The 24,665-nt window shown below is 64.3% G+C and carries 20 protein-coding genes; 12 read left to right on the forward strand and 8 right to left on the reverse strand.

The window, feature by feature from the left end; genetic code table 11:
* Nucleotides 1–96: 96 nt before the first annotated feature.
* Nucleotides 97–1,554 carry a membrane-bound lytic murein transglycosylase MltF gene (gene mltF, locus N7650_RS04755; protein WP_064301700.1) on the reverse strand — a complete coding sequence of 486 codons (1,458 nt, stop codon included), beginning with the start codon at nt 1,552–1,554 and terminating at the stop codon, nt 97–99.
* A 246-nt stretch (nt 1,555–1,800) separates the two neighbouring features.
* Here mltF and purL point away from each other — a divergent pair, with 246 nt between their 5' ends.
* Together purL and N7650_RS04765 are read left to right on the forward strand one after the other, a co-directional pair.
* Nucleotides 1,801–5,697, forward strand: coding sequence for a phosphoribosylformylglycinamidine synthase (purL, locus tag N7650_RS04760; RefSeq protein WP_009403564.1), 3,897 nt, complete (start codon nt 1,801–1,803; stop codon nt 5,695–5,697).
* Nucleotides 5,698–6,009 carry a YqfO family protein gene (locus N7650_RS04765; RefSeq protein ID WP_009403566.1) on the forward strand — a complete coding sequence of 104 codons (312 nt, stop codon included), beginning with the start codon at nt 5,698–5,700 and terminating at the stop codon, nt 6,007–6,009.
* A gap of 62 nt (nt 6,010–6,071) precedes the next feature.
* Here the strand turns inward: N7650_RS04765 and N7650_RS04770 are convergent, their stop codons facing one another.
* From N7650_RS04770 to N7650_RS04785, 4 genes are all read right to left on the reverse strand, one after another.
* A complete protein-coding gene (locus N7650_RS04770) occupies nt 6,072–10,616 on the reverse strand; it encodes a hemagglutinin repeat-containing protein (protein ID WP_279897236.1) in 4,545 nt (1,514 codons plus the stop codon).
* 24 nt (nt 10,617–10,640) lie between these two features.
* Nucleotides 10,641–12,329: a ShlB/FhaC/HecB family hemolysin secretion/activation protein gene (locus N7650_RS04775; protein ID WP_037061530.1), complete on the reverse strand. Its 1,689-nt coding sequence runs from the start codon at nt 12,327–12,329 to the stop codon at nt 10,641–10,643.
* A 237-nt stretch (nt 12,330–12,566) separates the two neighbouring features.
* The gene (locus N7650_RS04780; RefSeq protein ID WP_009403570.1) at nt 12,567–13,127 is read right to left on the reverse strand and encodes a L,D-transpeptidase family protein; all 561 of its coding nucleotides are present in this window, start codon (nt 13,125–13,127) and stop codon (nt 12,567–12,569) included.
* A 26-nt stretch (nt 13,128–13,153) separates the two neighbouring features.
* Nucleotides 13,154–13,714 carry an NUDIX hydrolase gene (locus N7650_RS04785; protein WP_009403571.1) on the reverse strand — a complete coding sequence of 187 codons (561 nt, stop codon included), beginning with the start codon at nt 13,712–13,714 and terminating at the stop codon, nt 13,154–13,156.
* A 131-nt stretch (nt 13,715–13,845) separates the two neighbouring features.
* Here N7650_RS04785 and N7650_RS04790 point away from each other — a divergent pair, with 131 nt between their 5' ends.
* The 5 genes from N7650_RS04790 (at nt 13,846) to purT (ending at nt 17,152) form a co-directional block, all read left to right on the forward strand.
* A complete protein-coding gene (locus N7650_RS04790) occupies nt 13,846–14,445 on the forward strand; it encodes a CoA pyrophosphatase (protein ID WP_009403572.1) in 600 nt (199 codons plus the stop codon).
* Between the two features lie 43 nt (nt 14,446–14,488).
* Nucleotides 14,489–15,013, forward strand: coding sequence for a gamma carbonic anhydrase family protein (locus N7650_RS04795; protein WP_009403573.1), 525 nt, complete (start codon nt 14,489–14,491; stop codon nt 15,011–15,013).
* Nucleotides 15,013–15,228: a DUF1289 domain-containing protein gene (locus N7650_RS04800; protein WP_064301707.1), complete on the forward strand. Its 216-nt coding sequence runs from the start codon at nt 15,013–15,015 to the stop codon at nt 15,226–15,228. The genes N7650_RS04795 and N7650_RS04800 overlap by 1 nt, the downstream gene beginning before the upstream one ends.
* 66 nt (nt 15,229–15,294) lie before the next feature.
* Nucleotides 15,295–15,762 carry a VUT family protein gene (locus tag N7650_RS04805; protein ID WP_009403581.1) on the forward strand — a complete coding sequence of 156 codons (468 nt, stop codon included), beginning with the start codon at nt 15,295–15,297 and terminating at the stop codon, nt 15,760–15,762.
* Nucleotides 15,763–15,970: 208 nt separating this feature from the next.
* Nucleotides 15,971–17,152 (forward strand): formate-dependent phosphoribosylglycinamide formyltransferase, encoded by a 1,182-nt coding sequence (purT, locus tag N7650_RS04810; protein WP_009403583.1) that lies wholly within the window; start codon nt 15,971–15,973, stop codon nt 17,150–17,152.
* Nucleotides 17,153–17,197: 45 nt separating this feature from the next.
* Here the strand turns inward: purT and N7650_RS04815 are convergent, their stop codons facing one another.
* The 3 genes from N7650_RS04815 to ccsA form a co-directional block, all read right to left on the reverse strand.
* On the reverse strand, nt 17,198–18,502 hold the full coding sequence (locus N7650_RS04815) for an MFS transporter (RefSeq protein WP_279897237.1): 1,305 nt from the start codon (nt 18,500–18,502) through the stop codon (nt 17,198–17,200).
* 304 nt (nt 18,503–18,806) lie between these two features.
* A complete protein-coding gene (locus N7650_RS04820) occupies nt 18,807–20,024 on the reverse strand; it encodes a transporter associated domain-containing protein (protein WP_279897238.1) in 1,218 nt (405 codons plus the stop codon).
* A gap of 10 nt (nt 20,025–20,034) precedes the next feature.
* A complete protein-coding gene (gene ccsA, locus N7650_RS04825; RefSeq protein WP_170394966.1) occupies nt 20,035–20,838 on the reverse strand; it encodes a cytochrome c biogenesis protein CcsA in 804 nt (267 codons plus the stop codon).
* Between the two features lie 205 nt (nt 20,839–21,043).
* On the opposite strand from ccsA, the gene ffh reads away from it, so the two are divergent.
* The 5 genes from ffh (at nt 21,044) to rplS (ending at nt 24,600) form a co-directional block, all read left to right on the forward strand.
* Nucleotides 21,044–22,420: a signal recognition particle protein gene (ffh, locus tag N7650_RS04830; protein WP_009403590.1), complete on the forward strand. Its 1,377-nt coding sequence runs from the start codon at nt 21,044–21,046 to the stop codon at nt 22,418–22,420.
* A 238-nt stretch (nt 22,421–22,658) separates the two neighbouring features.
* The gene (gene rpsP / locus N7650_RS04835) at nt 22,659–22,910 is read left to right on the forward strand and encodes a 30S ribosomal protein S16 (protein WP_009403592.1); all 252 of its coding nucleotides are present in this window, start codon (nt 22,659–22,661) and stop codon (nt 22,908–22,910) included.
* A 5-nt stretch (nt 22,911–22,915) separates the two neighbouring features.
* Complete coding sequence (rimM, locus tag N7650_RS04840) at nt 22,916–23,452, forward strand: ribosome maturation factor RimM (RefSeq protein WP_064301710.1); 537 nt, start codon at nt 22,916–22,918, stop codon at nt 23,450–23,452.
* Nucleotides 23,453–23,455: 3 nt separating this feature from the next.
* Entirely contained in the window at nt 23,456–24,208 is a 753-nt protein-coding gene (trmD, locus tag N7650_RS04845; RefSeq protein ID WP_009403594.1) for a tRNA (guanosine(37)-N1)-methyltransferase TrmD, read from the forward strand.
* Between the two features lie 41 nt (nt 24,209–24,249).
* Nucleotides 24,250–24,600: a 50S ribosomal protein L19 gene (gene rplS, locus N7650_RS04850; protein ID WP_009403595.1), complete on the forward strand. Its 351-nt coding sequence runs from the start codon at nt 24,250–24,252 to the stop codon at nt 24,598–24,600.
* Nucleotides 24,601–24,665 lie beyond the last annotated feature (65 nt).

A 24,665-nucleotide genomic window follows, 5' to 3' on the forward strand; every position in this document is an offset into this window, starting at 1 on the left:
GCCACGAGAGTAATCGCGGGTGAACCCGCTCCCACAGGTTTCTCGGCGAGCCGCAGGTTTTGTGTTCGATACGGTCACTGTGGGAGACCGTGTCGCTCAGAGCTGAGGGCTCTGCTCCGCCGGCTTGTCCTTGTTCACCCCCGGCACATGCAGGTTGCCCTCGGCGACCTGGCCTTCCAGTTGCGGCTGGGTCACCCAGGTGAGGATGTCGTAGTAGCGGCGGATGTTGGCGACGAAATGCACCGGCTCGCCGCCGCGGGCGTAGCCGTACTTGGTCTTGCTGTACCACTTCTTCTGCGCCAGGCGCGGCAGCATCTTTTTCACGTCCAGCCAGCGGTTCGGGTTCAGGCCCTCGCGCTCGGCCAGCTTGCGCGCGTCATCCAGGTGGCCGCTGCCGACGTTGTAGGCGGCGAGGGCGAACCAGGTGCGGTCCGGCTCCTTGATCGAGTCGTCGAGCTGGTCCTTCACGTAGGTGAAGTACTTGGCGCCGCCGCGGATGCTCTGCACCGGGTCGAGGCGGTTGGACACACCCATGGCCTGGGCCGTGCGCTGGGTCAGCATCATCAGGCCGCGCACGCCGGTCTTGGAGGTGACCTCCGGTTGCCACATCGATTCCTGGTAGCCGATGGCCGCGAGCAGGCGCCAGTCCACCTGTTCCTGCTTGGCCGAGTTGCGGAAATGCTTTTCGAAACGTGGCAGGCGCTCCTGCAGGTGCTGGGCGAAGGTGTAGGCGCCGACGTAGCCGAGCACATCGACATGGCCGTAGTAGCGATCCTTCAGGCGCTGCAGGGTGCCGTTCTTCTCGACCTTGTCGAGGAAGGCGTTGATCTCGTTGAGCAGGCTGGCGTCTTCGCCGGCGGCCACGGCCCAGCGCTGGTCGCGGGCATCGCCCAGGTCGAAGGCGACGCGCACGTTGGGGAAGTACACCTGGTTCATCGCCAGTTCGTTGGAATCCACCAGGGTCAGGTCGATCTGGCCTTCATCGACCATGCGCAGCAGGTCGACCACTTCCACCTGGTCCGACTCCTCGTATTCCAGGCCGGGGTATTGCTTCTTCAGGTCAGCCAGTTGCTCGGCATGGCTGCTGCCCTTGAGCACCATGATGCGCTTGCCCACCAGGCCGGCGGCATTGGTTGGCCGGGTCTTGCCGTTGCGGTAGATGACCTGCGGGGTGACTTCCAGGTAAGGATGGGAGAAGCGTGCCTGGGTCTTGCGCTGTTCGCTGCTGACCAGGCCGGCGGCGGCCAATACCGGGCCGTTGGGCTGGCCGAGCCGGGTGAAGATATCGTCCAGGTTGTCGGCGGTCTCGATCTGCAGCTCGACGCCCAGGTCGTCGGCGAAACGCTTGACCAGCTCGTACTCGAAACCGGTTTCGCCGTTGCGGTCCTGGAAATAGGTGGCCGGGCTGTTGCGGGTTATCACCCGCAATACACCATCCTCCTTGATGCGTTCGAGGGTGCTGGGTTTTTCAACGCAGGCACCGAGCATCAGGAAGAGTCCTAGTGCGACGAGCCATTGGGCGCATCGCTGGCGCAGAACGGAGTGGGCAGACATAAGGTGCAGTATACGCAAAGGGCCTGCCGTGCCATATCTCGACAACAGATGGCTTGTCTGCTATCGCCCGCCGTGCTTGCGACTTTTCACCGCACTTCGCACCCTCGGCGAAAGCGCCGACACGCCTGGAATGCGCTTGCCGACATGCGGATGGGCACGGATGCAGCGTTTCGGGTGCCTGACGCATCGGTTTAGGCTAGAATGCACGGCCTCCAAGCACACCCCCTTCTTGAGGCTGTCCCGACGATGTTGATCCTGCGCGGCGCTCCTGCCCTTTCTGCCTTTCGCCACGGTAAATTACTCGAGCAACTGAGCCAGAAAGTCCCCGCTGTTAATGGTTTGTACGCTGAATTCGCTCATTTCGCCGAAGTTGACGGCGATCTGACCGCCGACCAACAGCAAGTGCTTGCGCGCCTGCTCAAGTACGGCCCGAGCGTCCCGGTGCAGGAGCCTGCCGGTCGCCTGTTCCTGGTCATGCCGCGTTTCGGCACCATCTCGCCATGGTCGAGCAAGGCCAGCGACATCGCCCACAACTGCGGCCTGGAAGTCGTTCGTCGCCTGGAGCGCGGCATCGCCTACTACGTTGCCGGTGAACTGAGCGATGCCGACGCCGCCAGCGTCGCCGAGCTGCTGCACGACCGCATGACCCAGATCGTGCTGGGCAGGCTGGAAGAGGCCGCCGGCCTGTTCAGCCACGCCGAGCCCAAGCCGCTGACCGCCGTGGACATCCTCGGTGGCGGTCGCGCCGCGCTGGAAAAGGCCAACGTCGAACTGGGCCTGGCCCTGGCCGAAGACGAGATCGATTACCTGGTCAATGCCTTCCAGGGCCTCAAGCGCAACCCGCACGACATCGAACTGATGATGTTCGCCCAGGCCAACTCCGAGCACTGCCGTCACAAGATCTTCAACGCCAGTTGGGATATCGACGGCGAGAGCCAGGAAAAAAGCCTGTTCGGCATGATCAAGAACACCTACCAGATGCACAGCGAAGGCGTGCTGTCCGCCTACAAGGACAACGCCTCGGTGATCGTCGGTTCCGTGGCCGGGCGCTTCTTCCCGAACCCTGAAACCCGCCAGTACGGCGCGGTGCAGGAGCCGGTGCACATCCTGATGAAGGTCGAGACCCACAACCACCCGACCGCCATCGCCCCGTTCCCGGGCGCTTCCACCGGCTCCGGCGGCGAGATCCGCGACGAAGGCGCCACCGGTCGCGGTGCCAAGCCAAAGGCCGGCCTGACCGGTTTCACCGTGTCCAACCTGCGCATCCCGGGCTTCGAACAGCCGTGGGAAAAGCCGTACGGCAAGCCCGAGCGCATCGTCGACGCCCTGGACATCATGATCGAAGGCCCGCTGGGCGGCGCCGCGTTCAACAACGAGTTCGGCCGCCCGGCCCTGACCGGTTACTTCCGTACCTTCGAGCAGTCCATCAGCACCCCTCATGGCGACGAAGTGCGCGGCTACCACAAGCCGATCATGCTCGCCGGCGGCATGGGCAACATCCGTGAAGAGCACGTGCAGAAGGGTGAAATCACCGTCGGCGCCAAGCTGATCGTGCTCGGCGGCCCGGCCATGCTGATCGGCCTGGGCGGCGGTGCGGCCTCGTCCATGGCCACCGGCGCCAGCTCCGCCGACCTCGACTTCGCTTCGGTCCAGCGGGAAAACCCGGAAATGGAGCGTCGTTGCCAGGAAGTCATCGACCGTTGCTGGCAGCTGGGCGACAAGAACCCGATCGCCTTCATCCATGACGTCGGTGCCGGCGGCATTTCCAACGCCTTCCCCGAGCTGGTCAACGATGGCGGCCGCGGTGGTCGCTTTGAACTGCGCAACGTGCCGAACGACGAGCCGGGCATGGCCCCGCACGAAATCTGGAGCAACGAGTCCCAGGAACGCTACGTGCTGGCCGTCAGCGCGGTCGATTTCGAGCGCTTCCAGGCCATCTGCGAACGCGAGCGCTGCCCGTTCGCGGTGGTCGGCGAGGCCACCGAAGAGCCGCAACTGACCGTCACCGACAGCCACTTCGGCAACACCCCGGTGGACATGCCCCTGGAAGTGCTGCTGGGCAAACCGCCGCGCATGCACCGTTCGGTCACCCGCGAAGCCGAGCTGGGCGATGATTTCGACCCGTCGAAGCTGGAACTGGCCGACTCCATCGAGCGCGTCCTGCGTCATCCGGCCGTGGCCAGCAAGAGCTTCCTGATCACCATCGGCGACCGCACCATTACCGGCCTGGTCGCCCGCGACCAGATGGTCGGCCCATGGCAGGTCCCGGTGGCCGACTGCGCCGTCACCGCCACCAGCTTCGACGTCTACACCGGCGAATCCATGGCGATGGGCGAGCGCACTCCGCTGGCCCTGCTCGACGCTCCGGCGTCCGGGCGCATGGCGATCGGCGAGACCCTGACCAACATGGCCGCCTCGCGCATCGAGAAACTCTCGGATATCAAGCTGTCGGCCAACTGGATGTCGGCTGCCGGCCACCCGGGTGAAGACGCCCGTCTGTACGACACCGTCAAGGCCGTGGGCATGGAACTCTGCCCTGAGCTGGGCCTGACCATCCCGGTGGGCAAGGACTCCATGTCCATGAAGACCCGCTGGAGCGACGAAGGCACCGAGAAGACCGTGACCTCGCCGCTGTCGCTGATCGTTACCGGCTTCGCGCCGGTGGTCGATGTGCGCAAGACCCTCACGCCAGAGCTGCGCATGGACAAGGGCGAAACCGACCTGATCCTGATCGACCTGGGCCGCGGGCAGAACCGCATGGGGGCTTCGATCCTCGCCCAGACCCACGGCAAGCTCGGTGCCCAGGCCCCCGACGTCGATGACGCCGAAGACCTGAAAGCCTTCTTCGCCGTGATCCAGGGCCTCAACGCCGACGGCCACCTGCTGGCCTACCACGACCGTTCCGATGGCGGCCTGCTGGTCAGCGCCCTGGAAATGGCCTTCGCCGGCCACTGCGGCCTGAACCTGACCCTCGACACCCTGGCCGACAGCCGCGACGACGTCGCCGCCGTGCTGTTCAACGAAGAGCTGGGTGCGGTGATCCAGGTTCGCCAGGACGCCACTCCGGACGTGCTGGCGCAATTCAGCGCCGCCGGCCTGGGCGACTGCGTCGCGGTGATCGGCAAGCCGGTCAACAACGGCGAAGTGGCCATCAGCCTGAACGGCGAGATGCTCTTCGACGGCGACCGTCGCCTGCTGCAACGCGTCTGGGCCGAAACCAGCTACCAGATCCAGCGCCTGCGCGACAACGCCCAGTGTGCCGACCAGGAATTCGACCTGCTGCTGGAAGAAGAAAACCCGGGCCTCAGCGTCAAGCTGGGCTTCGACGTCAACCAGGACATCGCCGCGCCTTATATCAAGAAGGGCGTGCGTCCACAGGTTGCCGTACTGCGCGAGCAGGGCGTCAACGGCCAGGTCGAGATGGCAGCGGCGTTCGACCGCGCCGGCTTCAACGCGATCGACGTGCACATGAGCGATATCCTTGCCGGCCGCGTCGACCTCAACGCGTTCAAGGGCCTGGTGGCCTGCGGTGGCTTCTCCTACGGCGACGTCCTCGGCGCCGGTGAGGGCTGGGCCAAGTCGGCGCTGTTCAACGCCCGCGCCCGCGATGCCTTCCAGGGCTTCTTCGAGCGTACCGACAGCTTCGCCCTCGGTGTGTGCAACGGTTGCCAGATGATGTCCAACCTGCACGAGCTGATCCCGGGCACCGAATACTGGCCGCACTTCGTGCGCAACCGCTCGGAGCAGTTCGAGGCCCGTGTCGCCATGGTCGAGGTACAGAAGTCCAACTCGATCTTCCTGCAGGGCATGGCCGGTTCGCGCATGCCGATCGCCATCGCCCACGGCGAAGGCCATGCCGAGTTCTCCAGCGAGCAAGCCCTGCTCGAAGCCGACCTGTCCGGCTGCGTGGCGCTGCGCTTCGTCGATAACCACGGCAAGGTCACCGAGAGCTACCCGGCCAACCCGAACGGCTCGCCGCGCGGGATCACCGGCCTGACCAGCCGCGACGGTCGCGTCACCATCATGATGCCGCACCCCGAGCGGGTGTTCCGTGCCGTGCAGAACTCCTGGCGTCCGGACGACTGGAGCGAGGACGCCGGCTGGATGCGCATGTTCCGCAATGCGCGGGTCTGGGTGAACTGAGTGTACAAACTCGCGTTCTTTGTCCCGCCAAGCCACCTCGACACGGTCAAGCAGGCCGTGTTCGAGGCCGGTGGCGGGCGGATCGGCGACTACGACTGCTGTGCCTGGCAGGTGCTGGGCCAGGGCCAGTTCCGCCCGCTGGACGGTGCAACGCCGTTCATCGGGCAGAGCGGGGTGGTTGAGTCGGTGGAGGAATGGCGGGTGGAACTGGTGGTGGCGGACGAGCTGATTCATCAGGTCGTTGCGGCGCTGAAGCAGAGCCATCCCTATGAAACCCCGGCCTACGAGGCCTGGAAGCTCGCTGATCTTTAGAACCTGAACACCGAACTTGTGGGAGCTGGCTTGTCGGACCGCCGAACCAGCTCCCACAGGGTTTAGTGTTGTCCCTTCTTGCTGGTTACATTCGACCCGACGCTAACTTCCCGATCATGCCCTCCGGTCCTGAACAGCCCCAGGTCCACAGAAGCATCCCCATCCTCCAGGCCCATGGCACTTTCCTTGTAGGTATTGACCAGGTCCTGCCCCAGTTCGACCGGAGCATTGGACAGGTTGGTGCCGACTACCCTTCGGTAATCACGCCCACTCAGGGTTTGCTTGCTGACGTGCCCGCTGCCCAGTTCGACATCGCCCTTCGGCGCTCGCAGGTCAGCACCGGACAGCCGTACGTCCCCGGCAACCTCCAGGGCGATGCCGTCCCGGCCCACCAGTCGGCTTGGCTCGGCAACGCTGTCGAGCTGGCGATGATCGACCTTCAGATCCAGCGTCGGCGAAAACCCTGGATCGATTTTCTGTACCGTCGAACCGACGCTTTTCTCCGCCTTGGCAGCCAAAGGCCCGCTGAACGATTTCACTGCATTGAGATACCCCTGCGGGTTCTTTTCCTGGCTAAGCCGCGCATCTACGTCGATTTTCATGCCCTTGATCCGGTCCATCTGGCTGGCGACCAGCAGGTCGCCACCGATCTGCCCGTCGATGGCTCCGGCATTGACCCGCACGCCCTTGAGCTGCATGTCGTTCAGGCTGTTCAGGCCGACCCGCTGCCCGTTCAGCTCGCTGTTGAGGTGGTGCAGGGCATCGAGTTGATCAAGGTTGACCAGGGCGCGGCCGTGCAGCGCGCTTTTGTTGTCGGCCTTGGCTTCGGCCGGGGTTTTCGAGAAGCCGGCTCCGGCCGTGAGCTTGAGGTTGTCGCGTTTTTCGGTGTCCTGCGCGGATTCGACCAGCACCCCGCCATTTTCCGCGGTGACCATGACCTCCTTGGCCGAGGCCTTGACCCCTTGCAGGTGAATGGCCTGGTCGCTGCCGTCCTGGCTGGTGAAGTTCAGGGAATCCTTGGCGGTGAGCACGGCGGCAGTGGCCTTGCTGCTCTGTTCATCGATCCGTCCGGTTTCGAAGTGACCACCCAGCCCGCCACCGGCGCCCGCACCGCCGTTCCTGACCTGCACTTCGCCGCCGCCGCCGAGGTTGCTGCCGCTGGCGCTGTGGGTATCGGTGGCCGCCAGTACCTGCAGTGGGCCCTGGGCGTCCAGGGTAATGTCGGTGGGCTTGTTCTGCGGATCGCCGATACGCGTGCCGGCCAGGGTCATCTTGCCGCCCGAGGTCAGTTGCACCGCGCCTTGCGCGTCGATGCTGGCGACCCGGGCCTGGCTGTCGTGGCTGTCGAGGCGCTTGTGGTCGAGGTAGCCGCGCAACTCCAGGGCCTTGCCGCCGGGGGTAGTGCCGGCCTTGACCCAGCCACTGCCGTCGGTCTGGCGCAGGCTGCTCTGTTGCCGGTCGTTGGCCTGGGCGAGCGTCAGGTCGCCTGCGGCATCCACCGTCACCGCGCCTTTGCCGCCATCGAAACGAGTGCCTTCGTACAGGCCGTCGCTGCCCAACTGGACCTGGATGCCTTGCTGGCCATACAGGCTGCCGGGCTGCGCAGTGATGCTCTGTGTGGTGCTATCCAGCGAGCCGCCCTTGCCGGACAGGCGCACGGCGATGTCCTTGCCGGTGGCGGTTTCCACCCGGGCGGCGCCACTCACGTCCAGGCGCTGCACGGCTTCGCTGACGCTGTCCTGCGCGGCGCTGAACTGATGATGTTTCGCGTCGATGTGGACCTTGCCGTTGCTCGCGCTGTAGCGGGTGCCGTTGTCGTTCAGGCTGTCGGCCTTGACCTTTACTACCCCGGCGCTCAGTTCGCTGACATTCGCCGTCTCGCTGCGGCGGGTTTGCTCGCGCTTGAGATGATCCAGCGAAAGGTCCACGCCCAAGGTCGGCGGGGCGAGGGCGTCTTCAACCGAGGCCTGCTGGAAGCGTGCAGCTTCGTTGCCGTTCACCACGTTTTCGATGGGCCGGGTAAGGTCCTTGATTTCCAGGCTGAGGCCGGCCCGTCCGTTCCACTCGCGGTTGCTTTCGCGCACCTCCTCGACCTTGGCGGTGGCGCGGTTGTCCACTTGGGGTGCATCCACCAGCAGCTCGCCACCAGCCTCGACTTTCGCCGCTTCGTTGACCAGGTCTGATGTATTGACGCGGATATCGCCGGTTGCCTTCAACTCACTGGACAGCGGATCAATACTGGTTTGCTCGCGTACCTGCTGATGATGAAAACCCTCGGGGCCCGTACCGATCCGGTCCATACCGCCGGTCGCCGCGATACCGCCACCGAAGCGGGTGTCGGTGCTGCTCTGCTGGCGCTGGTTGCTCTGCGCGCCGAGGCTGACCTGCGCGCCGCTGATGTCGATCGCGCCTTGGTTGGCGTTCAGTCGGGAACTGTCGATGGCGACCCTGGACTTGCCGGTTACTTCGATGCTGCCGGCGTCCAGTTGGCTGGGGACCAGGGTGGTCTGGGAGGAGGTATTGTCCTTGCTGGTCAGTTGATAGCCCGCCGCAGCGTTGTACTGCTTCGAGCCGGGCTTGCCGTCTGCGGCCAGGACGGTTTCCCTGGCGTTGGCATAGAAGCCGCGCCGGGTCTCCTGGGTGTTGATTTGCTGGCTTTCCTTGGCCGCGCTGAGGTTCAGGTCCTTGGCGGCTTCGAGCTGGAGCTTGTCGCCAGCCTTCAACCTGCTGCCGATGACCCGCAGTTCATCGGCGCTGGCCAGGCGCAGGTTGCTGTCCGAGGTGACATCGCTGGTCAGCACGCTGTCGCTGCGTTGCTGGCTGTCGCTGCTGTTACTGACCAGGCCGAAGACCTTGCTGTCACTGTGTCGGGTACTGTGCTGGCGGGTGTCATGGGCGGCCTCGACGGTGAGGGTGGCCTTTTGGCTGGCGAGCAGGGCGTCGTCCTTGCTTGCGATGCGGCTGCCGCTGACCTGTACCTGGTCGGCAACCACCGTCAGTGCACCACCTGAGATCATCTGGCTGCCAAGGTTGCGGGTATCGCCGCCCTCGCTACCGTCGCGCTTGCCGAAGAAGCTGCCGGAGACCAGGTCGCCGCTGTACTGCTTGCTGGTGTCGCTGCTGTTTTGCTGCGCGGTGGTCACCTCCAGGTGTGGCGCCTTCACGGTCATGTCCTTGCCGCTGCGCAGCGTGCTGCCCTCGACGCGCATGTGTGTGCCGGCTTCCAGTTTCAGTTTGCCTGCGGACAGCTCGCTGGGCAGGGCTGTCTCGCGGTACTCGCGGCTGTCCTTGTCGCCACGCCAGAGATGCTTGCGGTGACGGATGGTCTCGTCGACGTGCACGCTCTGCAGGCCGGCACCGATATCCAGGCGGCCACCGGCGTCGATGCTCAGGTCGTCCCTGGCCTTGACCTTGGCATTGCGGATCTGCAGATCTTCGTCGGCCTTCAGGTCGATGGCGCCGCTGGCCACAAGCTGGCTACCCAGGTCCTTGCGCTCGGTGGTGGTGCGTTGGCGGTCATAGGTTTCGGTGGTGACGAACCACCATTTCTTTTTGTCGCTCTGGTTCTCGCGGCTGATCTTCTCGCGGGTCTTGCTGTCCAGCACCAGGCGCTTGCCGGCCCGACCCTCGACCCGCGCCGCGCTGGCGTCGACGGCGCTGAGGCGCAGGTTCGCCGCGGCGTTGAGCTTGAGTTCGCCGGTGCCGGCATCGATGCGACTTTGCCGACGGGCGCTGCCGGCGATATCGAGGTCCCCGGCAGAGTCCACGCTGATGCCGTCCCGGGCGCTCATCGAGGGTGGGGCGATGCGCACCCCGGCGCCCTCGGCGGTGCTGATGATGCGGATCTGCCCGGCGCGCATGGCGCCGAACAGGTTGGCGTCGATGCTGCCCGGAGTGCCCGGACGGTGTTCGAAGACCTGGCCGCTGGCAACGTCGATGCGGTTGCGCCCGGCAATCACTTCGAGGTCACCCTTGGCGTCGAGCAGGCCGGCGCTTTCGATCTTCGGCGCAATCAGGGCCAGTGCGCCCTCGACATTGGCCAGGCCGCGCTCGCCGACCTTCAGTTGCGCGTTGCTGTCCAGGTTGTCGAACTGGCTCAGGCGCCCGTCTTCGATCACCGGACGCCCGACGATCAGCCCGGCCTTGGTGGTGTTGATGAACGTGCCGCCGTTGATGGTGATGCCGTTGGGATTGGCGAGGATGTAGTCGGCCGGGCGGCCGAAGATTTCCTGCGGGCCCTCGATGATCGAAGCGTTGCGGCTGATCACCTCGTTGAGGATGGTCGAGGCGGCCTGGCCCTGTAACTGCGGATTGGCGCCGAGCTGTCCGGCCAGTTGCGACTGGCCGGGTTGAAGGGCGTTGTTCAGTACCGCGCCGGGCTTGCCGACGTTGTAGTCGAGGAATTGGTTGTGCGACAGGCCGCTGGCATTGGGCGCAACGATATCGATCACCGGCACGCCGTTGTGCGGGTTGATCGTCGGGGTGCCGCCGGGTCCGGGAGCCGGTTGCAGTGCCGGGCTGGCCAGGCCGATGCCGGGGCCAATCAGGCTGGCGGCGATCGCCAGGCGCAGCAGGTTGGGATTGAAGCAGTGTCGGGCTGTTTTCACGGTGCGGTCTCTCTCGGTGATGAGTCAGAAAACCAGGGTCAGTTGTGCGCGCCAGTGGCCGGCTTCGAGGGCGTGGCGGGGCGTGTTGTCGTTGTGCAGGGGGCGCTGGTACTCGAGGCTGAGGCGTGCGTCGGGCCGGGTCAGATGCAGACCGGCGGACATGCCCAGGAGGCGTTGCGAGGGCGAGCCATGGTCGAAACGGCTCCAGCCGGCGTCGAGGCCGATGGCCGGGCGGATCTCCAGCGGCAGTCCGGTGTTCAGCGGCAGGCTCAGGGTGTTGCGCCACACTGCGCCGCTGGAGCCGGAGACGGTGCTGTCGCGGAAACCCCGTACTGCGGAGGGGCCGCCGACCCCCATCTGTTCCAGCGCGGAGAGGGGATCCGGGCTGTATTGCGCAGCCAATTCGCTGTCCCAGCGCCAGCGCGTCAAGGGATCGGTGCGCTCACGCCTATGCCAGAGACTGGCGCGGTACTTGCGGAACTGTGGTTCCGGCGAACTCGGGTTGATCGTTTGCGTGTCTGCGCCAAACAGGGCCAGTCCTTGGCTGTAGCCGAGGCTGGCGTTCCACTGGGCGTCGGTGCGCCAGCTCAGGTTAAGGTCGGCGTCCAGTGTGCTCAGGGTCGAGCTCTGGACGCCGAGTTTGATCACTGAAATGCGGTTGCTAATGCGCTTGTGGCTGATCTGCACGCTGGCGCCCAGGAGTGCGTTCTGGCTGTGCCAGAGCGAGCGGTCAAGCTTCAGCGTGTACATCCCGGCGCTACCGCTGCCGACGCCGTCGATGAAACGCAGAAAGGGCAGCGGCGACTGGTAGCGCGCCTCGCTCGCGGATATTCCCAGGGTCCACGGACCATGGGGAATGCTGTAGGCCAGGGTGTGGCCGCGAAACTCGCCCGGGCTGCCGGGCAAGCTGCTCATCAGACCCAGTTGCAGGAAGTCGTTCTGGTGCAATGGACTGTCGAGGGCCAGGGTCAGGGCGGCTTGCTGGCGGCCGACCAGGACAGAACCGAAGTTGTTCACATTGACCTGTGCTTGCCCGCGCAAGGCCAGCGGGCGTCTGGCGCGGATTACCACACGGGTACCGCCCGGCAGCGTACCCGGCTTTAGATCGGCGCCAAGGTCGACACTGCGCAGGCGGTCCATCTGCCGTAGCCCCTGTTCCAGGGCTTGCAGGGTCAGTGGCTGGCCCAGCAGATCGGGAAAGGCCCGGGACAGCGACAGAGGCAATTGCGGATCGTCGAACTCTACCGATTCGACGAAACCTTCGACGATCAGGATGTCGAGCGAACCCCTGCCGCCCAGTGGGTTCGCCAGATAAGGCCGGCTGGCCAGATAGCCCCGTTCCATGTAGAGCCGGGTAATCGCCTTCAGTACCCCGTTGATCTGCGCCTCGCTCATGCAGGGCTGGAGTAACGGTTCAAGGCTGCTGTTCAGGACGTCGCTGTCGATCAGCGTATTGCCGGCCAGGCGCACGCCGCTGATCGGCCAGCAGTGCTTCGAGGCGGAGGCTGAGGGAGTGGCCTCGGCGGGTGTGCCGATCGGGGAGGGCGACAGGCGGCGCAGGCGCTGCTGGCGCTCGAGCTCCTGCAGCTCACGTTGCTGCTCGTGCAGCAGGGGAAGCCCCGGATTGGCGTGGACCAAACCGACATTGGGGCAGAGTGCAGCGATGACGAACGAAGACGCCAGCAGGCGTACGCATCGGGATGAACACGGCATGGCGCGTCCCTAAAGTTGTTGTTTTAGGACGGAGATTCGTTGCGAGGTAAAGAAATCTAGGGCAAGGGGCATCCATTTGGATGCGGGGGAAAGACGCGAGACTTGGTGGGAAAAGGGTGCGGTTGGTCGAGGAAATTTCTGAAGGCGTGGATCAGATACAGAGGCCCAGTGGAAGCTGGCTTGTCGGACCGCCGGCTTCCACAGGTTTCTTATCGTCTGTCGGAGGCTGTTCCAGCCTCAGGGCCGGATTTCGATCATGGTGCCGTCCTGCACCAGGTTCCACACTTCGCGCATGTCCGTGTTGCGCATGGCGATGCAGCCTTCGGTCCAGTCCAGGGTGTGGAACACTTCCTCGGGATACTCCCCGCCCAGCGGCGTGCCGTGGATCATGATCATGCCGCCCGGTTGCACCCCTTCCCGCCGTGCCTTGGCCGCGTCCGTCACATTCGGATAGGACACGTGGATCGCCAGGTTGTAGCGGTCCGAGACCTTGCGCCAGTCCAGCCAGTAGAAGCCTTCCGGGGTGCGCTTGTCGCCTTCGCGCTCCTTGGCGCCCACGGGTTTCTTGCCGAGGGAGATGCGGTAGGTCTTCAGGGGTTCGCCATTGCTGATCAGCTCCAGGCGGCGCTGCGACTTGATCACCAGGACCTTGTCGATACGGCCCGGCGTTGGGGTTGTGGCGGGAGAAACCAGTGGCGCATCGTCCTTGAGTACCGGTTTCCTGATGATGGTCTCGATATAGGCGGCCTGGGACAGCGAGGCAACACTCAGGCAGAAAAGGGCAAGCAACCAGCGCATTGAACGGTATCCCCGGAGAAGCAACTTCATGATTCGAGTGTGGGTGGCGGGGCGAAAGAAGGCGGCAGGCTATGGTTGCGCACCGGATAGTGCTGCTTTTCGCGGTCCCGATAGTAGCATTCTAGTGTGACGCGCACGGTGCGGAAAGCCAGCTCGTCCCACGGGATCTCGTGTTCCTCGAACAGGCGCACTTCGAGGCTTTCGACGCCGACATCGAAATCAAGATCGGCCAGTTCGCCGCGAAAGAACACATGGACCTGGTTGATATGCGGCAGATCGTAGAGGTGATACAGGGTCAGCTCGCCCAGGCGCGCGCAGGCTTCCTCGACGGTTTCCCGACGCGCGGCCTGCTCCATGGTCTCGCCGTTCTCCATGAAACCGGCCGGCAGCGTCCAGTAGCCCTTGCGCGGCTCGATCGCGCGGCGGCACAGCAGCACCCGGCTGCCATGATTGGGCAGCACGCCGGCCACGATATTGGGGTTCTGGTAGTGGATCGCCTGGCAGTGATCGCACACGTAGCGCAGGCGCGAGTCGCCTTCGGGAATACGCTGGGTCACCGGCTTGCCGCACGCACTGCAGTATTTCATGCTTATCTTCCTGTGGGTAGCGGCTATCTTCGCCTCCCGCTCCTGCGCCGGGCAAGGGCGATCGTCAGCGGGGCTTGGGCGCGGGACGGCTTTGGTGCATGATGCAGGACGATTCTGGAACGAGAGAGACCATGCTGGACGAGCTACTTCGCCGTGTGAGCAGTCACACACCGGGCACTTTGGAAACCGATCGTCGTTTTCCCGAGGCCGCGGTGCTGTTGCCCATCACCCGTAGCGAAGAGCCGGAGCTGGTCCTTACGTTGCGCGCCAAGGGCCTGTCCACCCACGGCGGCGAAGTGGCGTTTCCCGGCGGGCGACGCGACCCGGAGGACCCTGACCTGGTATTCACTGCACTTCGCGAAGCCGAAGAAGAAATCGGCCTGCCTCCGGGGCTGGTCGAGGTGGTCGGGCCGCTCAGCCCGCTGGTGTCCCTGCACGGCCTGAAGGTCACGCCGTATGTCGGCCTGATCCCCGATTACGTCGAGTACCGGCCCAACGATGCCGAGATCGCCGCGGTGTTCACCGTTCCGCTGGAGTTCTTCCGCCAGGACCCGCGTGACCACACCCACCGTATCGACTACCAGGGCCGCAGTTGGTACGTGCCCAGCTACCGCTACGGTGAGTACAAGATCTGGGGCCTGTCGGCGATCATGATCGTCGAACTGGTCAACCTGCTCTACGACGCGCGGATCAGCCTGCACCAGCCGCCCGAGCGCTTCACTCCACTCTGACGAGCGGGACCACCCGCCGCGCATCTACCGTGAGGATCCACGCATGAAATACCGTCTGGGCGACCTGCGGGTCGAAACCCACCCGCAAAGCTGGGTAGCGCCCAATGCCACGCTGATCGGCAAGATCCGCCTGCAGGCCGGGGCCAGCGTCTGGTTCAATGCGGTGCTGCGCGGCGACAACGAACTGATCGACATCGGCGAAAACAGCAACGTCCAGGACGGCACGGTGATGCACACCGACATGGGTTCGCCGCTGACCATCGGCCAGGGCGTGACCATCGGCCACAATGCCATGCTCCACGGTTGCACGGTGGGCGACTTCAGCCTGATCGGCATCAATGCGGTGATCCTCAACGGCGCCAGGATCGGCAAGCACTGCATCATCGGCGCCAATGCGCTGATCCCGGAAGGCAAGGAGATCCCCGACGGCTCGCTGGTCATGGGCTCGCCGGGCAAGATCGTGCGCGAGCTGACCGAGGCGCAGAAAAAGATGCTCGAAGCCAGCGCCGCCCATTACGTGCACAACGCCCAGCGCTACGCCCGCGACCTCGCGCCGCAGGAGGACTGATGAGCAGTTCAGTGGAAAAACCCGTGGCATCGCCTTGCGTCAGCATCTGTGCGCTGGACGACCACGATATCTGCACCGGCTGCCAGCGCACCGCCACGGAAATCACCCGCTGGGGGCGCATGGACAATGCCGAGCGGCGCCAGGTGCTGGCGCTGTGTCATGAGCGCGCCCTGGCTGCCGGGCTGATCTTCGGCCAGCCCGCCAAGGTCAGCTGATCCCCGGGACTTGGCCGCGCGGGGTCGGTGAAGTACCCTGTGCGGCTTGTCCACCGGTCACCTTCAATGTTCTTTCTCATCGCCTACATTGCCAGCGTGGTGCTGATCAACTACGCCTTCTCCAGTGCACCGCACCTGGATGTCATCTGGTCCGCCTGGGGCGGGCTGGTGTTCGTCCTGCGCGACATGGTGCAGACCCGCTACGGGCATGGCGCGCTGGTGGCCATGCTGGCAGCGCTGGTGCTGTCCTATGTCACCTCCGAGCCGGCCATCGCCCTGGCCAGCGCCACCGCCTTCGCCGTGTCCGAACTGATCGACTGGCTGGTGTTCAGCATCACCAAGCGGCCACTGCACGACCGTTTGTGGATCAGCTCGGCGCTGAGCATTCCCATCGACACCTTCATCTTCTTCGGCATGATCGGCGCATTGACCCCGGCGGTAGTGGGGACGGCGCTGGCGTCCAAGTTCGCCGGTGTCACCGCCGTGTGGCTGGCGATGGCCTGGCGGGTGCGCAAGAACGCCATCGCCAACTAAGGCGTGCACCGAACCCTGTGGGAGCTGGCTTGCCAGCGATTTGGCCAATCCTGACAACATCATTGCTCAAGCCGGCCCTATCGCTGGCAAGCCAGCTCCCACAGGGGGCTATGTCGCACTCCCGATCATTGCTCATGTAAAATACGCCCCTTTCGCTGGCCCGCACCGTGCTGGGGCGGTCCTGGATTTCTCTCCCTGAGGACCTGTGATGACTCGTATCGGAACTCCATTGTCGCCCACCGCGACCCGTGTACTGCTGTGCGGTTGCGGCGAGCTGGGCAAGGAAGTGGTGATCGAGCTGCAACGCCTGGGCGTTGAAGTGATTGCCGTGGACCGCTACGCCAACGCCCCGGCGATGCAGGTGGCGCACCGCAGCCATGTGATCAACATGCTCGACGGCGCTGCCCTGCGCGCGGTGATCGAGGCCGAGAAGCCGCACTACATCGTGCCGGAAATCGAAGCCATCGCCACCGCCACCCTGGTCGAGCTGGAAGCCGAAGGCTTCACCGTGGTGCCGACCGCCCGCGCCGCACAACTGACCATGAACCGCGAAGGCATCCGTCGCCTGGCCGCCGAAGAGCTGGACCTGCCGACCTCGCCGTATCACTTCGCCGACACCTTCGAAGACTACAAGGCCGCCGCCCTGGACCTCGGTTTCCCGTGCGTGGTCAAGCCGGTGATGAGTTCGTCGGGCAAGGGCCAGAGCCTGCTGAAAAGCGCCGACGACCTGCAGAAGGCCTGGGACTACGCCCAGGAAGGCGGCCGTGCCGGCAAGGGCCGGGTGATCATCGAGGGCTTCATCGATTTCGACTACGAAATCACTTTGCTGACCGTTCGCCATATCGGTGGCACCACCTTCTGCGCGCCGGTTGGCCACCGCCAGGAGAAGGGCGACTACCAGGAATCCTGGCAGCCGCAGGCGATGAGCCCGGTGGCCCTGGCCGAATCGGAGCGCGTGGCCAAGGCGGTCACCGAGGCCCTGGGCGGCCGCGGCCTGTTCGGCGTGGAACTGTTCGTCAAGGGCGACCAGGTCTGGTTCAGCGAAGTGTCGCCGCGTCCGCACGACACCGGCCTGGTCACCCTGATTTCCCAGGACCTGTCGCAGTTCGCCCTGCACGCACGGGCCATCCTCGGCCTGCCGATCCCGGCGATCCGTCAGTTCGGCCCTTCGGCCTCGGCAGTGATCCTGGTGGAGGGCACGTCGCAGCAGACCGCCTTCGATAACCTCGGTGCGGCCCTGGCCGAGCCGGACACCGCACTGCGTCTGTTCGGCAAGCCGGAAGTCAACGGCCAACGGCGCATGGGCGTATGCCTTGCCCGTGACGAGTCGATCGAAGCGGCCCGGGCCAAGGCGACCCGCGCTTCGCAAGCGGTGAACGTCGAGCTGTAAGGCTCAAGCAAACGGGGCGGATCGCAGGGTCCGCCCCGTTTTTCGCTACAGATCCGCGTGCCGGGTTTCCTTCAGGCACAGCACGGCAATCAGGCTCAGCAAGGCCGCCGCCGAAACATAACCCCCCACCCAGCTCAAACCACCCATCACCACCAGCTTCTGTGCGAAGAACGGCGCGGCGGAGGCGCCGACGATGCCGCCCAGGTTGTAGGCCGCCGATGCGCCGGTGTAGCGCACATGGGTCGGGAACAGCTCCGGCAGCAGCGCGCCCATCGGGGCGAAGGTCACACCCATCAGGAACAGCTCGATGGCCAAGAACAGCGCCACCCCGGCGGTGGAGCCCGAGGTCAGCAGCGGCTCCATGGCGAAGCCCGAGGCGATGGCCAGCAGCGCACCGACGATCAGCACCGGCTTGCGCCCGTAACGGTCGCTGAGCCAGGCCGACAGGGGCGTGGCCAGGGCCATGAAGAGCACGGCGAAGCACAGCAGGCCAAGGAAGGTTTCCCGCGTGTAGCCCAGCGTCGATACGCCGTAGCTCAGGGAAAATACCGTGGAGATGTAGAACAGCGCGTAGCACACCACCATGGCCAGCGCGCCCAGCAGCACCGGCAGCCAGTATTGGGCGAACAGTTCGACCACCGGCATTTTCACCCGCTCGTGGCGGGCGATGGCCTTGGCGAAGACCGGGGTTTCTTCGAGCTTCAGGCGCACGTACAGGCCGACGATGACCAGCGCGGCGCTGAGCAGGAACGGAATACGCCAGCCCCAGGCACGGAAGTCCTCGTCGCTGAGGAGCATGGCCAGCGCCAGGAACAAGCCGTTGGCGGCAAGGAAACCGATGGACGGGCCCAGTTGCGGGAACATGCCGAACCAGGCGCGCTTGTTCTTCGGTGCGTTCTCCGTGGCCAGCAGCGCCGCGCCGCCCCATTCGCCGCCAAGGCCCAGGCCCTGGCCGAAGCGCAGCACGCAAAGCAGGATCGGCGCCCAGATGCCGATGCTGTCATGTCCCGGCAGGACCCCGATCAGCGTGGTACACACGCCCATCAGCAGCAGCGAGGCGACCAGCGTCGACTTGCGGCCGATGCGGTCGCCGAAATGCCCGAACAATGCCGAGCCCAGTGGCCGGGCAAGGAACGCGATACCGAAGGTAAGGAAGGCCGACAGCATTTGTGCCGTGCCCGAGGTCTGCGGAAAGAATACCGGTCCGATCACCAGGGCGGCGGCGGTGGCGTACACGTAGAAGTCATAGAACTCGATGGCGGTGCCGATGAAGCTGGCAGTGGCGACACGGGCAGGCGAGTTGCCCGACGGCACGGCGTCCGTCTCGTTGTAGGTGCTGCTGGTTGTCATCTGGTGAACCCCTGACGGTCGAGTGCTCTTCTGGCGACCTTGCCGGGTGAATGGCGAGGGGCCGGAGCGTATTTATAGGTATGACTCGCGTCGCCGAGCATACGCCCTGTCGGGGTGGGGGCGGGCGCGGGCACTGTTCGGGGTGTGAAGCAGTACCGGTAAAGCGCCATGCGGGCGGTGCGCAGTGGCCGCAAAGCGCCGGGTGCGGGTAGCGGGCGCGACGGCAGGGCTGGGTAAGCGTGTGTCGAGTATAGCCAGATTCGATACCGAATGTGTCTGGCTCGTGCGCCAGCGCTGCGGCGGATCAGGCCGCGGGGCGGGTGACGGTCCAGACCAGTATCCGGCTGGCGCGGTTGTCCTCGGTTTCGAGGATTTCCAGGCGATAACGGCCGATCTTCAGGCACACCGCACTGTCCGGAATGCTTTCCAGTGCTTCGGTCACCAGGCCGTTGAGGGTTTTCGGGCCGTCGCTGGGCAGGTGCCAGCCGAGACAGCGGTTCAGTTCGCGGATGGCGACGGCGCCTTCGATCACATAGCGTCCGTCGGCTTGTGGGTGGATATGCGGATTGTCGTGGCGATCCTGTTCCTCGAACTCGCCGACTATCTCTTCAAGGATGTCTTCCAGGGTGACGATGCCCTGCACTTCGCCGTACTCGTCAACGACGATGCCCATGCGCCGCTGCTGCTTGTGGAAATTCAGCAACTGCAGTTGCAGCGGGGTGCTTTCCGGGACGAAGTATGGCTCGTAGCAGGCGGCCAGCAGGTTCTTGAAGGTCAGTTCTGCATTGGGCAGCAAGTGGGCGACGTGGCGTATGTTCAACACCGCCTGGACCTGGTTGATATCACTGTGGAACACCGGCAGGCGCGTGTGCTTGCAGGCGATCAGGCGGGCAGTGATTTCTTCGATGGTCTCGTCGAGGTTGACGCCGTCCACCTCGCTGCGCGGGACCAGGATGTGGTTGACCGTGATCTTTTCCAGGGCCAGCAGGCTGGCGGGCAGGGTGCGGGCGTCCGGTTTCTCGCTGTCCTGATCACTATCATCCGGCAGCGAATCGTCGGGCTGGTGATGGTTGACCACCGCAGGCCTGACCGCGAATGGCCGTACGATCAGGCGGGCGATGCCGTCCAGCAGGCGGGCCAGGGGCTGCAGCAGGTAGAGCGGGAACCTGAGGATCATGCCGAGGCTGATGAACGCCTCCGGATTGCGCCGCGCCAGTTGTCGCGGCAGGTACTCGGCGCAGACCAGCAGGAGCAGGGCGGCACCCAGGCAGCCCAGCCAGAAACCACGCCCGCCCTGGCAGTGCAGGCCGGCGAGGGCCGCGAGGGCGAGCACCAGCAATTTGCCGAGGGTGGCGCCGAGCACCAGGGCCTGCTCCGGAATGCTGTCGAGGGCTGGATGGCGATCCTGGTCGCGAACCCTGGCCAGGCGCTGGCGTGCACTATCAACCGCACTGAACAGTGCCGACCACAACAAGGCCAGGGCCAGTAGCCCGAATAGCGGAGCCAGCGGCAGAGTGTTCATCGATCGCTCGTCAGATATGCAGGATGAATTCGCGTACCAGCTTGCTGCCGAAGTAGGCCAGCATCAGCAGGCAGAAGCCGGCCAGGGTCCAGCGGATTGCCTTGTGTCCGCGCCAGCCCAGGCGGGTGCGGCCCCACAACAGGACGCCGAACACCACCCAGGCGACGCAGGACAGCAGGGTCTTGTGCACCAGGTGCTGGGCGAACAGGTTGTCGAGGAACAGCCAGCCGGACACCAGCGACAGCGAGAGCAGCCCCCAGCCGGCCCAGAGGAAGCCGAACAGCAGGCTTTCCATGGTCTGCAACGGCGGGAAGTTACGGATCAGGCCGGACGGGTGCTTGTGCTTGAGCTGGTGATCCTGCACCAGCAGCAACAGCGCCTGGAACACCGCGATGGTGAACAGGCCGTAGGCCAGGATCGACAGGAGGATATGGGCGAGGATGCCGGGCTCTTCGTTGACCAGCGGCACCGTGCCGGACGGCGCGAACTGGGCGATCAGCGCGGTCAGCAGGCCGAGGGGGAAGAGCAGCAGGAGCAGGTTTTCCACCGGGATGCGCAGGCAGGCGATCAGGGTGATGGCGATCACGGCGGTGGCGATCAGGCTCGCGGCGCTGAAGAAGTCCAAGCTCAGGCCCAGGGGGGTAAGCAGTTGCCAGAACAGCGCGGTGCCCTGGGCGAGCACGGCCAGGGCGCCGAGCAGGCCGAGCAGCCGTTTGTCGGCCTTGACACCGCGGGCCAGGCCGGTGCCTTGGAGGATGATCGCGGCGGCGTAAAGGCAGGCGGCAATCAGGTTGGGTAGCAAGCTGGGTGACAAGGGGAGCATAAGTCCTGTTAGGCAAGCCCGAAAGTCGAGGAGTTTGGCATAGAACCCGGCCCCCTAGGAAGCATGGTGGTAGACGGCCGGTGCGCTCCGGTCCTGCACCATGGTGTGCGCTGGCGCGAGTCTTCGCTATAATCGCGCCCCTGTCCGTGCCCACGGCTGGCTAAACCCCGGTTCCACAGAGCCTGAAAGGATCCCCATGTTTGAAAACCTGACCGATCGTCTGTCACAGACGCTGCGCCATGTCACCGGCAAGGCCAAGCTGAACGAAGACAACATCAAAGACACCCTGCGCGAAGTGCGCATGGCGTTGCTCGAGGCCGACGTCGCCCTGCCGGTGGTCAAGGATTTCGTCAACAAGGTCAAGGAGCGTGCGGTCGGTACCGAGGTTTCCCGCAGCCTGACCCCGGGCCAGGCCTTCGTGAAGATCGTCCAGGCCGAACTCGAAGAACTGATGGGCGCGGCCAACGAGGACCTGAGCCTGAACGCCGCGCCGCCTGCCGTGGTGCTGATGGCCGGTCTGCAGGGTGCGGGCAAGACCACCACCGCCGGCAAGCTGGCGCGCTTCCTCAAGGAGCGCAAGAAGAAGACCGTCATGGTCGTCTCTGCCGACGTCTATCGCCCTGCGGCGATCAAGCAGCTGGAAACCCTGGCCAACGACATCGGCGTGACCTTCTTCCCGTCCGACATCAGCCAGAAGCCCGTGGCCATCGCCGAAGCGGCGATCCGTGAAGCCAAGCTGAAATTCATCGACGTGGTCATCGTCGACACCGCCGGCCGTCTGCATATCGACGCCGACATGATGACCGAGATCAAGGACCTGCACGCTGCGGTCAAGCCGGTCGAGACCCTGTTCGTGGTCGACGCCATGACCGGCCAGGACGCTGCCAACACGGCCAAGGCCTTCGGCGATGCCCTGCCGTTGACCGGCGTGGTGCTGACCAAGGTCGACGGTGACGCCCGTGGCGGTGCCGCCCTGTCGGTGCGTGCTATCACCGGCAAGCCGATCAAGTTCATCGGCATGGGCGAGAAGACCGAGGCCCTGGAGCCGTTCCACCCGGACCGTATCGCCTCGCGCATCCTCGGCATGGGCGACGTGCTCAGCCTGATCGAGCAGGCCGAGCAGAACATCGACAAGGCCAAGGCCGACAAGCTGGCCAAGAAGCTGAAGAAGGGCAAGGGCTTCGATCTCGAGGACTTCCGCGACCAGCTGCAACAGATGAAGAACATGGGCGGCCTCGGCGGCCTGATGGACAAGCTGCCGAGCATCGGCGGGGTCAACCTGGCGCAGATGGGCAACGCCCAGGGGGCGGCCGAGAAGCAGTTCAAGCAGATGGAAGCGATCATCAACTCGATGACCCCGGCCGAGCGCCGTGACCCTGACCTGATCAGCGGTTCGCGCAAGCGCCGGATCGCTATCGGTTCCGGCACCCAGGTGCAGGACATCGGCCGCCTGATCAAGCAGCACAAGCAGATGCAGAAGATGATGAAGAAGTTTTCTGCCAAGGGCGGCATGGCCAAGATGATGCGCGGCCTGGGCGGCATGATGCCCGGCGGCGGCATGCCCAAGCTGTAAACCCGATTCGCGGTGCGGCCTCGATTACCGGGGCCGCGCCCGGAACCCGCCTCGCGGCGGGGACATGGCCATCTCTATGAAGAGTGGCTTCATTGCAGATCTGTATGACAGGCAGGCGTTTGCCAGAAAAAAGGCATTTGCAAAAGCCCGTGTATTCCTTGAGAATATGCGGCCTTTCGGGTACCCGTACCCGTTTGGCCTATAGATTTGCAGCACCGACTACAGGAACGATGTTCACATGGTAACCATCCGTCTTGCCCGTGGCGGCTCCAAAAAGCGCCCATTCTACCACCTCACCGTGACCAACAGCCGCAATGCGCGCGACGGTCGTTTCGTTGAGCGTATCGGCTTCTTCAACCCGATTGCTTCGGGCGCAGAAGTCAAGCTGTCCGTAAACCAGGAGCGTGCCACCTACTGGCTGTCTCAAGGTGCCCAGCCGTCTGAGCGCGTTGCTCAGCTGCTGAAGGAAGCTGCCAAGGCCGCTGCCTGAGCAATATGAACGCGACGCCAGAAAATGCGGACGACCTGATCGTCGTCGGCAAGATTTTTTCGGTACACGGCGTTCGCGGCGAGGTGAAGGTGTTTTCCTTTACCGATCCGATCGACAACCTGTTGCAGTACCGCCACTGGACGCTTCGGCGCGAAGGCGTGGTCAAGCAGGTAGAGCTGGTCAAGGGCCGATCCGGTCAAAAGGATCTGGTCGCCAAGCTCAAGGGGCTGGACGATCGCGACGAAGCACGTCTTCTGAGCGGTTTCGAGATCTGTATCTCGAGAAGCCTTTTGCCCAACCTGGCCAACGACGAGTACTACTGGTACCAGCTCGTGGGCCTGAGTGTCATCAACCAGGACGGACAACTGTTCGGCAAGGTTGATCACCTGTTGGAGACCGGCGCGAACGATGTAATGGTGGTCAAGCCCTGTGCTGGCAGCCTGGATGATCGTGAACGGCTACTGCCTTATACCCGGCAGTGCGTGTTGGCAATCGACCTGGCGGCGAGTGAGATGAGGGTCGAATGGGATGCGGATTTCTAAGCGATGGCGAGCCTGCGCGTAGAAGTCATCACGTTGTTCCCCGAGATGTTCTCGGCCATCAGTGAGTACGGCATTACCAGCCGCGCGGTGAAACAGGGGTTGTTGCAACTGACCTGCTGGAACCCGCGGGACTACACCACGGATCGTCACCACACGGTGGATGATCGGCCTTTTGGCGGTGGTCCGGGCATGGTGATGAAGATCAAGCCTCTGGAAGACGCCCTGGTCGAGGCCAGGCAGGCAACCGGAGGAGCGGCGAAGGTGATCTACCTCTCGCCACAAGGCCGCAAGCTGAACCAGTCGGCGGTCAAGGACCTGGCAACCCATGAATCGTTGATTCTGATTGCCGGTCGTTACGAAGGCATCGACGAGCGCTTTATCGAGGCTCATGTCGATGAAGAGTGGTCGATTGGCGACTATGTACTGTCTGGCGGCGAGCTGCCGGCGATGGTCCTGATCGATGCGGTTACGCGGCTGCTGCCCGGAGCTTTAGGGCATGTGGACTCGGCGGAGGAGGATTCCTTCACCGACGGTCTGCTGGATTGCCCGCACTACACCCGACCCGAGGTGTATGCGGATCAGCGTGTACCCGACGTGTTGCTCAGTGGCAACCATGCACACATCCGGCGTTGGCGTTTGCAGCAGTCCCTTGGGCGGACCTGGGAACGACGCGCTGATCTTCTGGAAAGTCGCTCACTTTCTGGAGAAGAGAAGAAGCTGCTCGAGGAATACATCCGCGAGCGGGACGATAGTTAACGTATCGATGGTAAATCCGTGATTTGCCTTAGGAGCACAAGATGACCAACAAAATCATTCAGCAGATCGAAGCTGAGCAGATGAGCAAAGAGATCCCTACCTTTGCCCCGGGCGACACCATCGTCGTTCAGGTGAAAGTGAAGGAAGGCGATCGTTCCCGTCTGCAGGCGTTCGAAGGCGTTGTAATCGCCAAGCGCAACCGCGGTCTGAACAGCGCGTTCACCGTTCGCAAGATCTCCAACGGTGTTGGCGTTGAGCGTACTTTCCAGACCTACAGCCCGCAAATCGACAGCCTGGCCGTGAAACGTCGTGGTGACGTGCGTAAAGCCAAGCTGTACTACCTGCGTGACCTGTCCGGTAAAGCAGCTCGCATCAAGGAAAAACTGGCCTGAGTCCAGTCCGACCTTTGCGAAAGAAAGGGCAGCCCTCGGGCTGCCCTTTTTGCATTTTCAAGATC

Source organism: Pseudomonas sp. GD04058 (assembly GCF_029836855.1).
Taxonomy (GTDB): Bacteria; Pseudomonadota; Gammaproteobacteria; order Pseudomonadales; family Pseudomonadaceae; genus Aquipseudomonas; species Aquipseudomonas bharatica.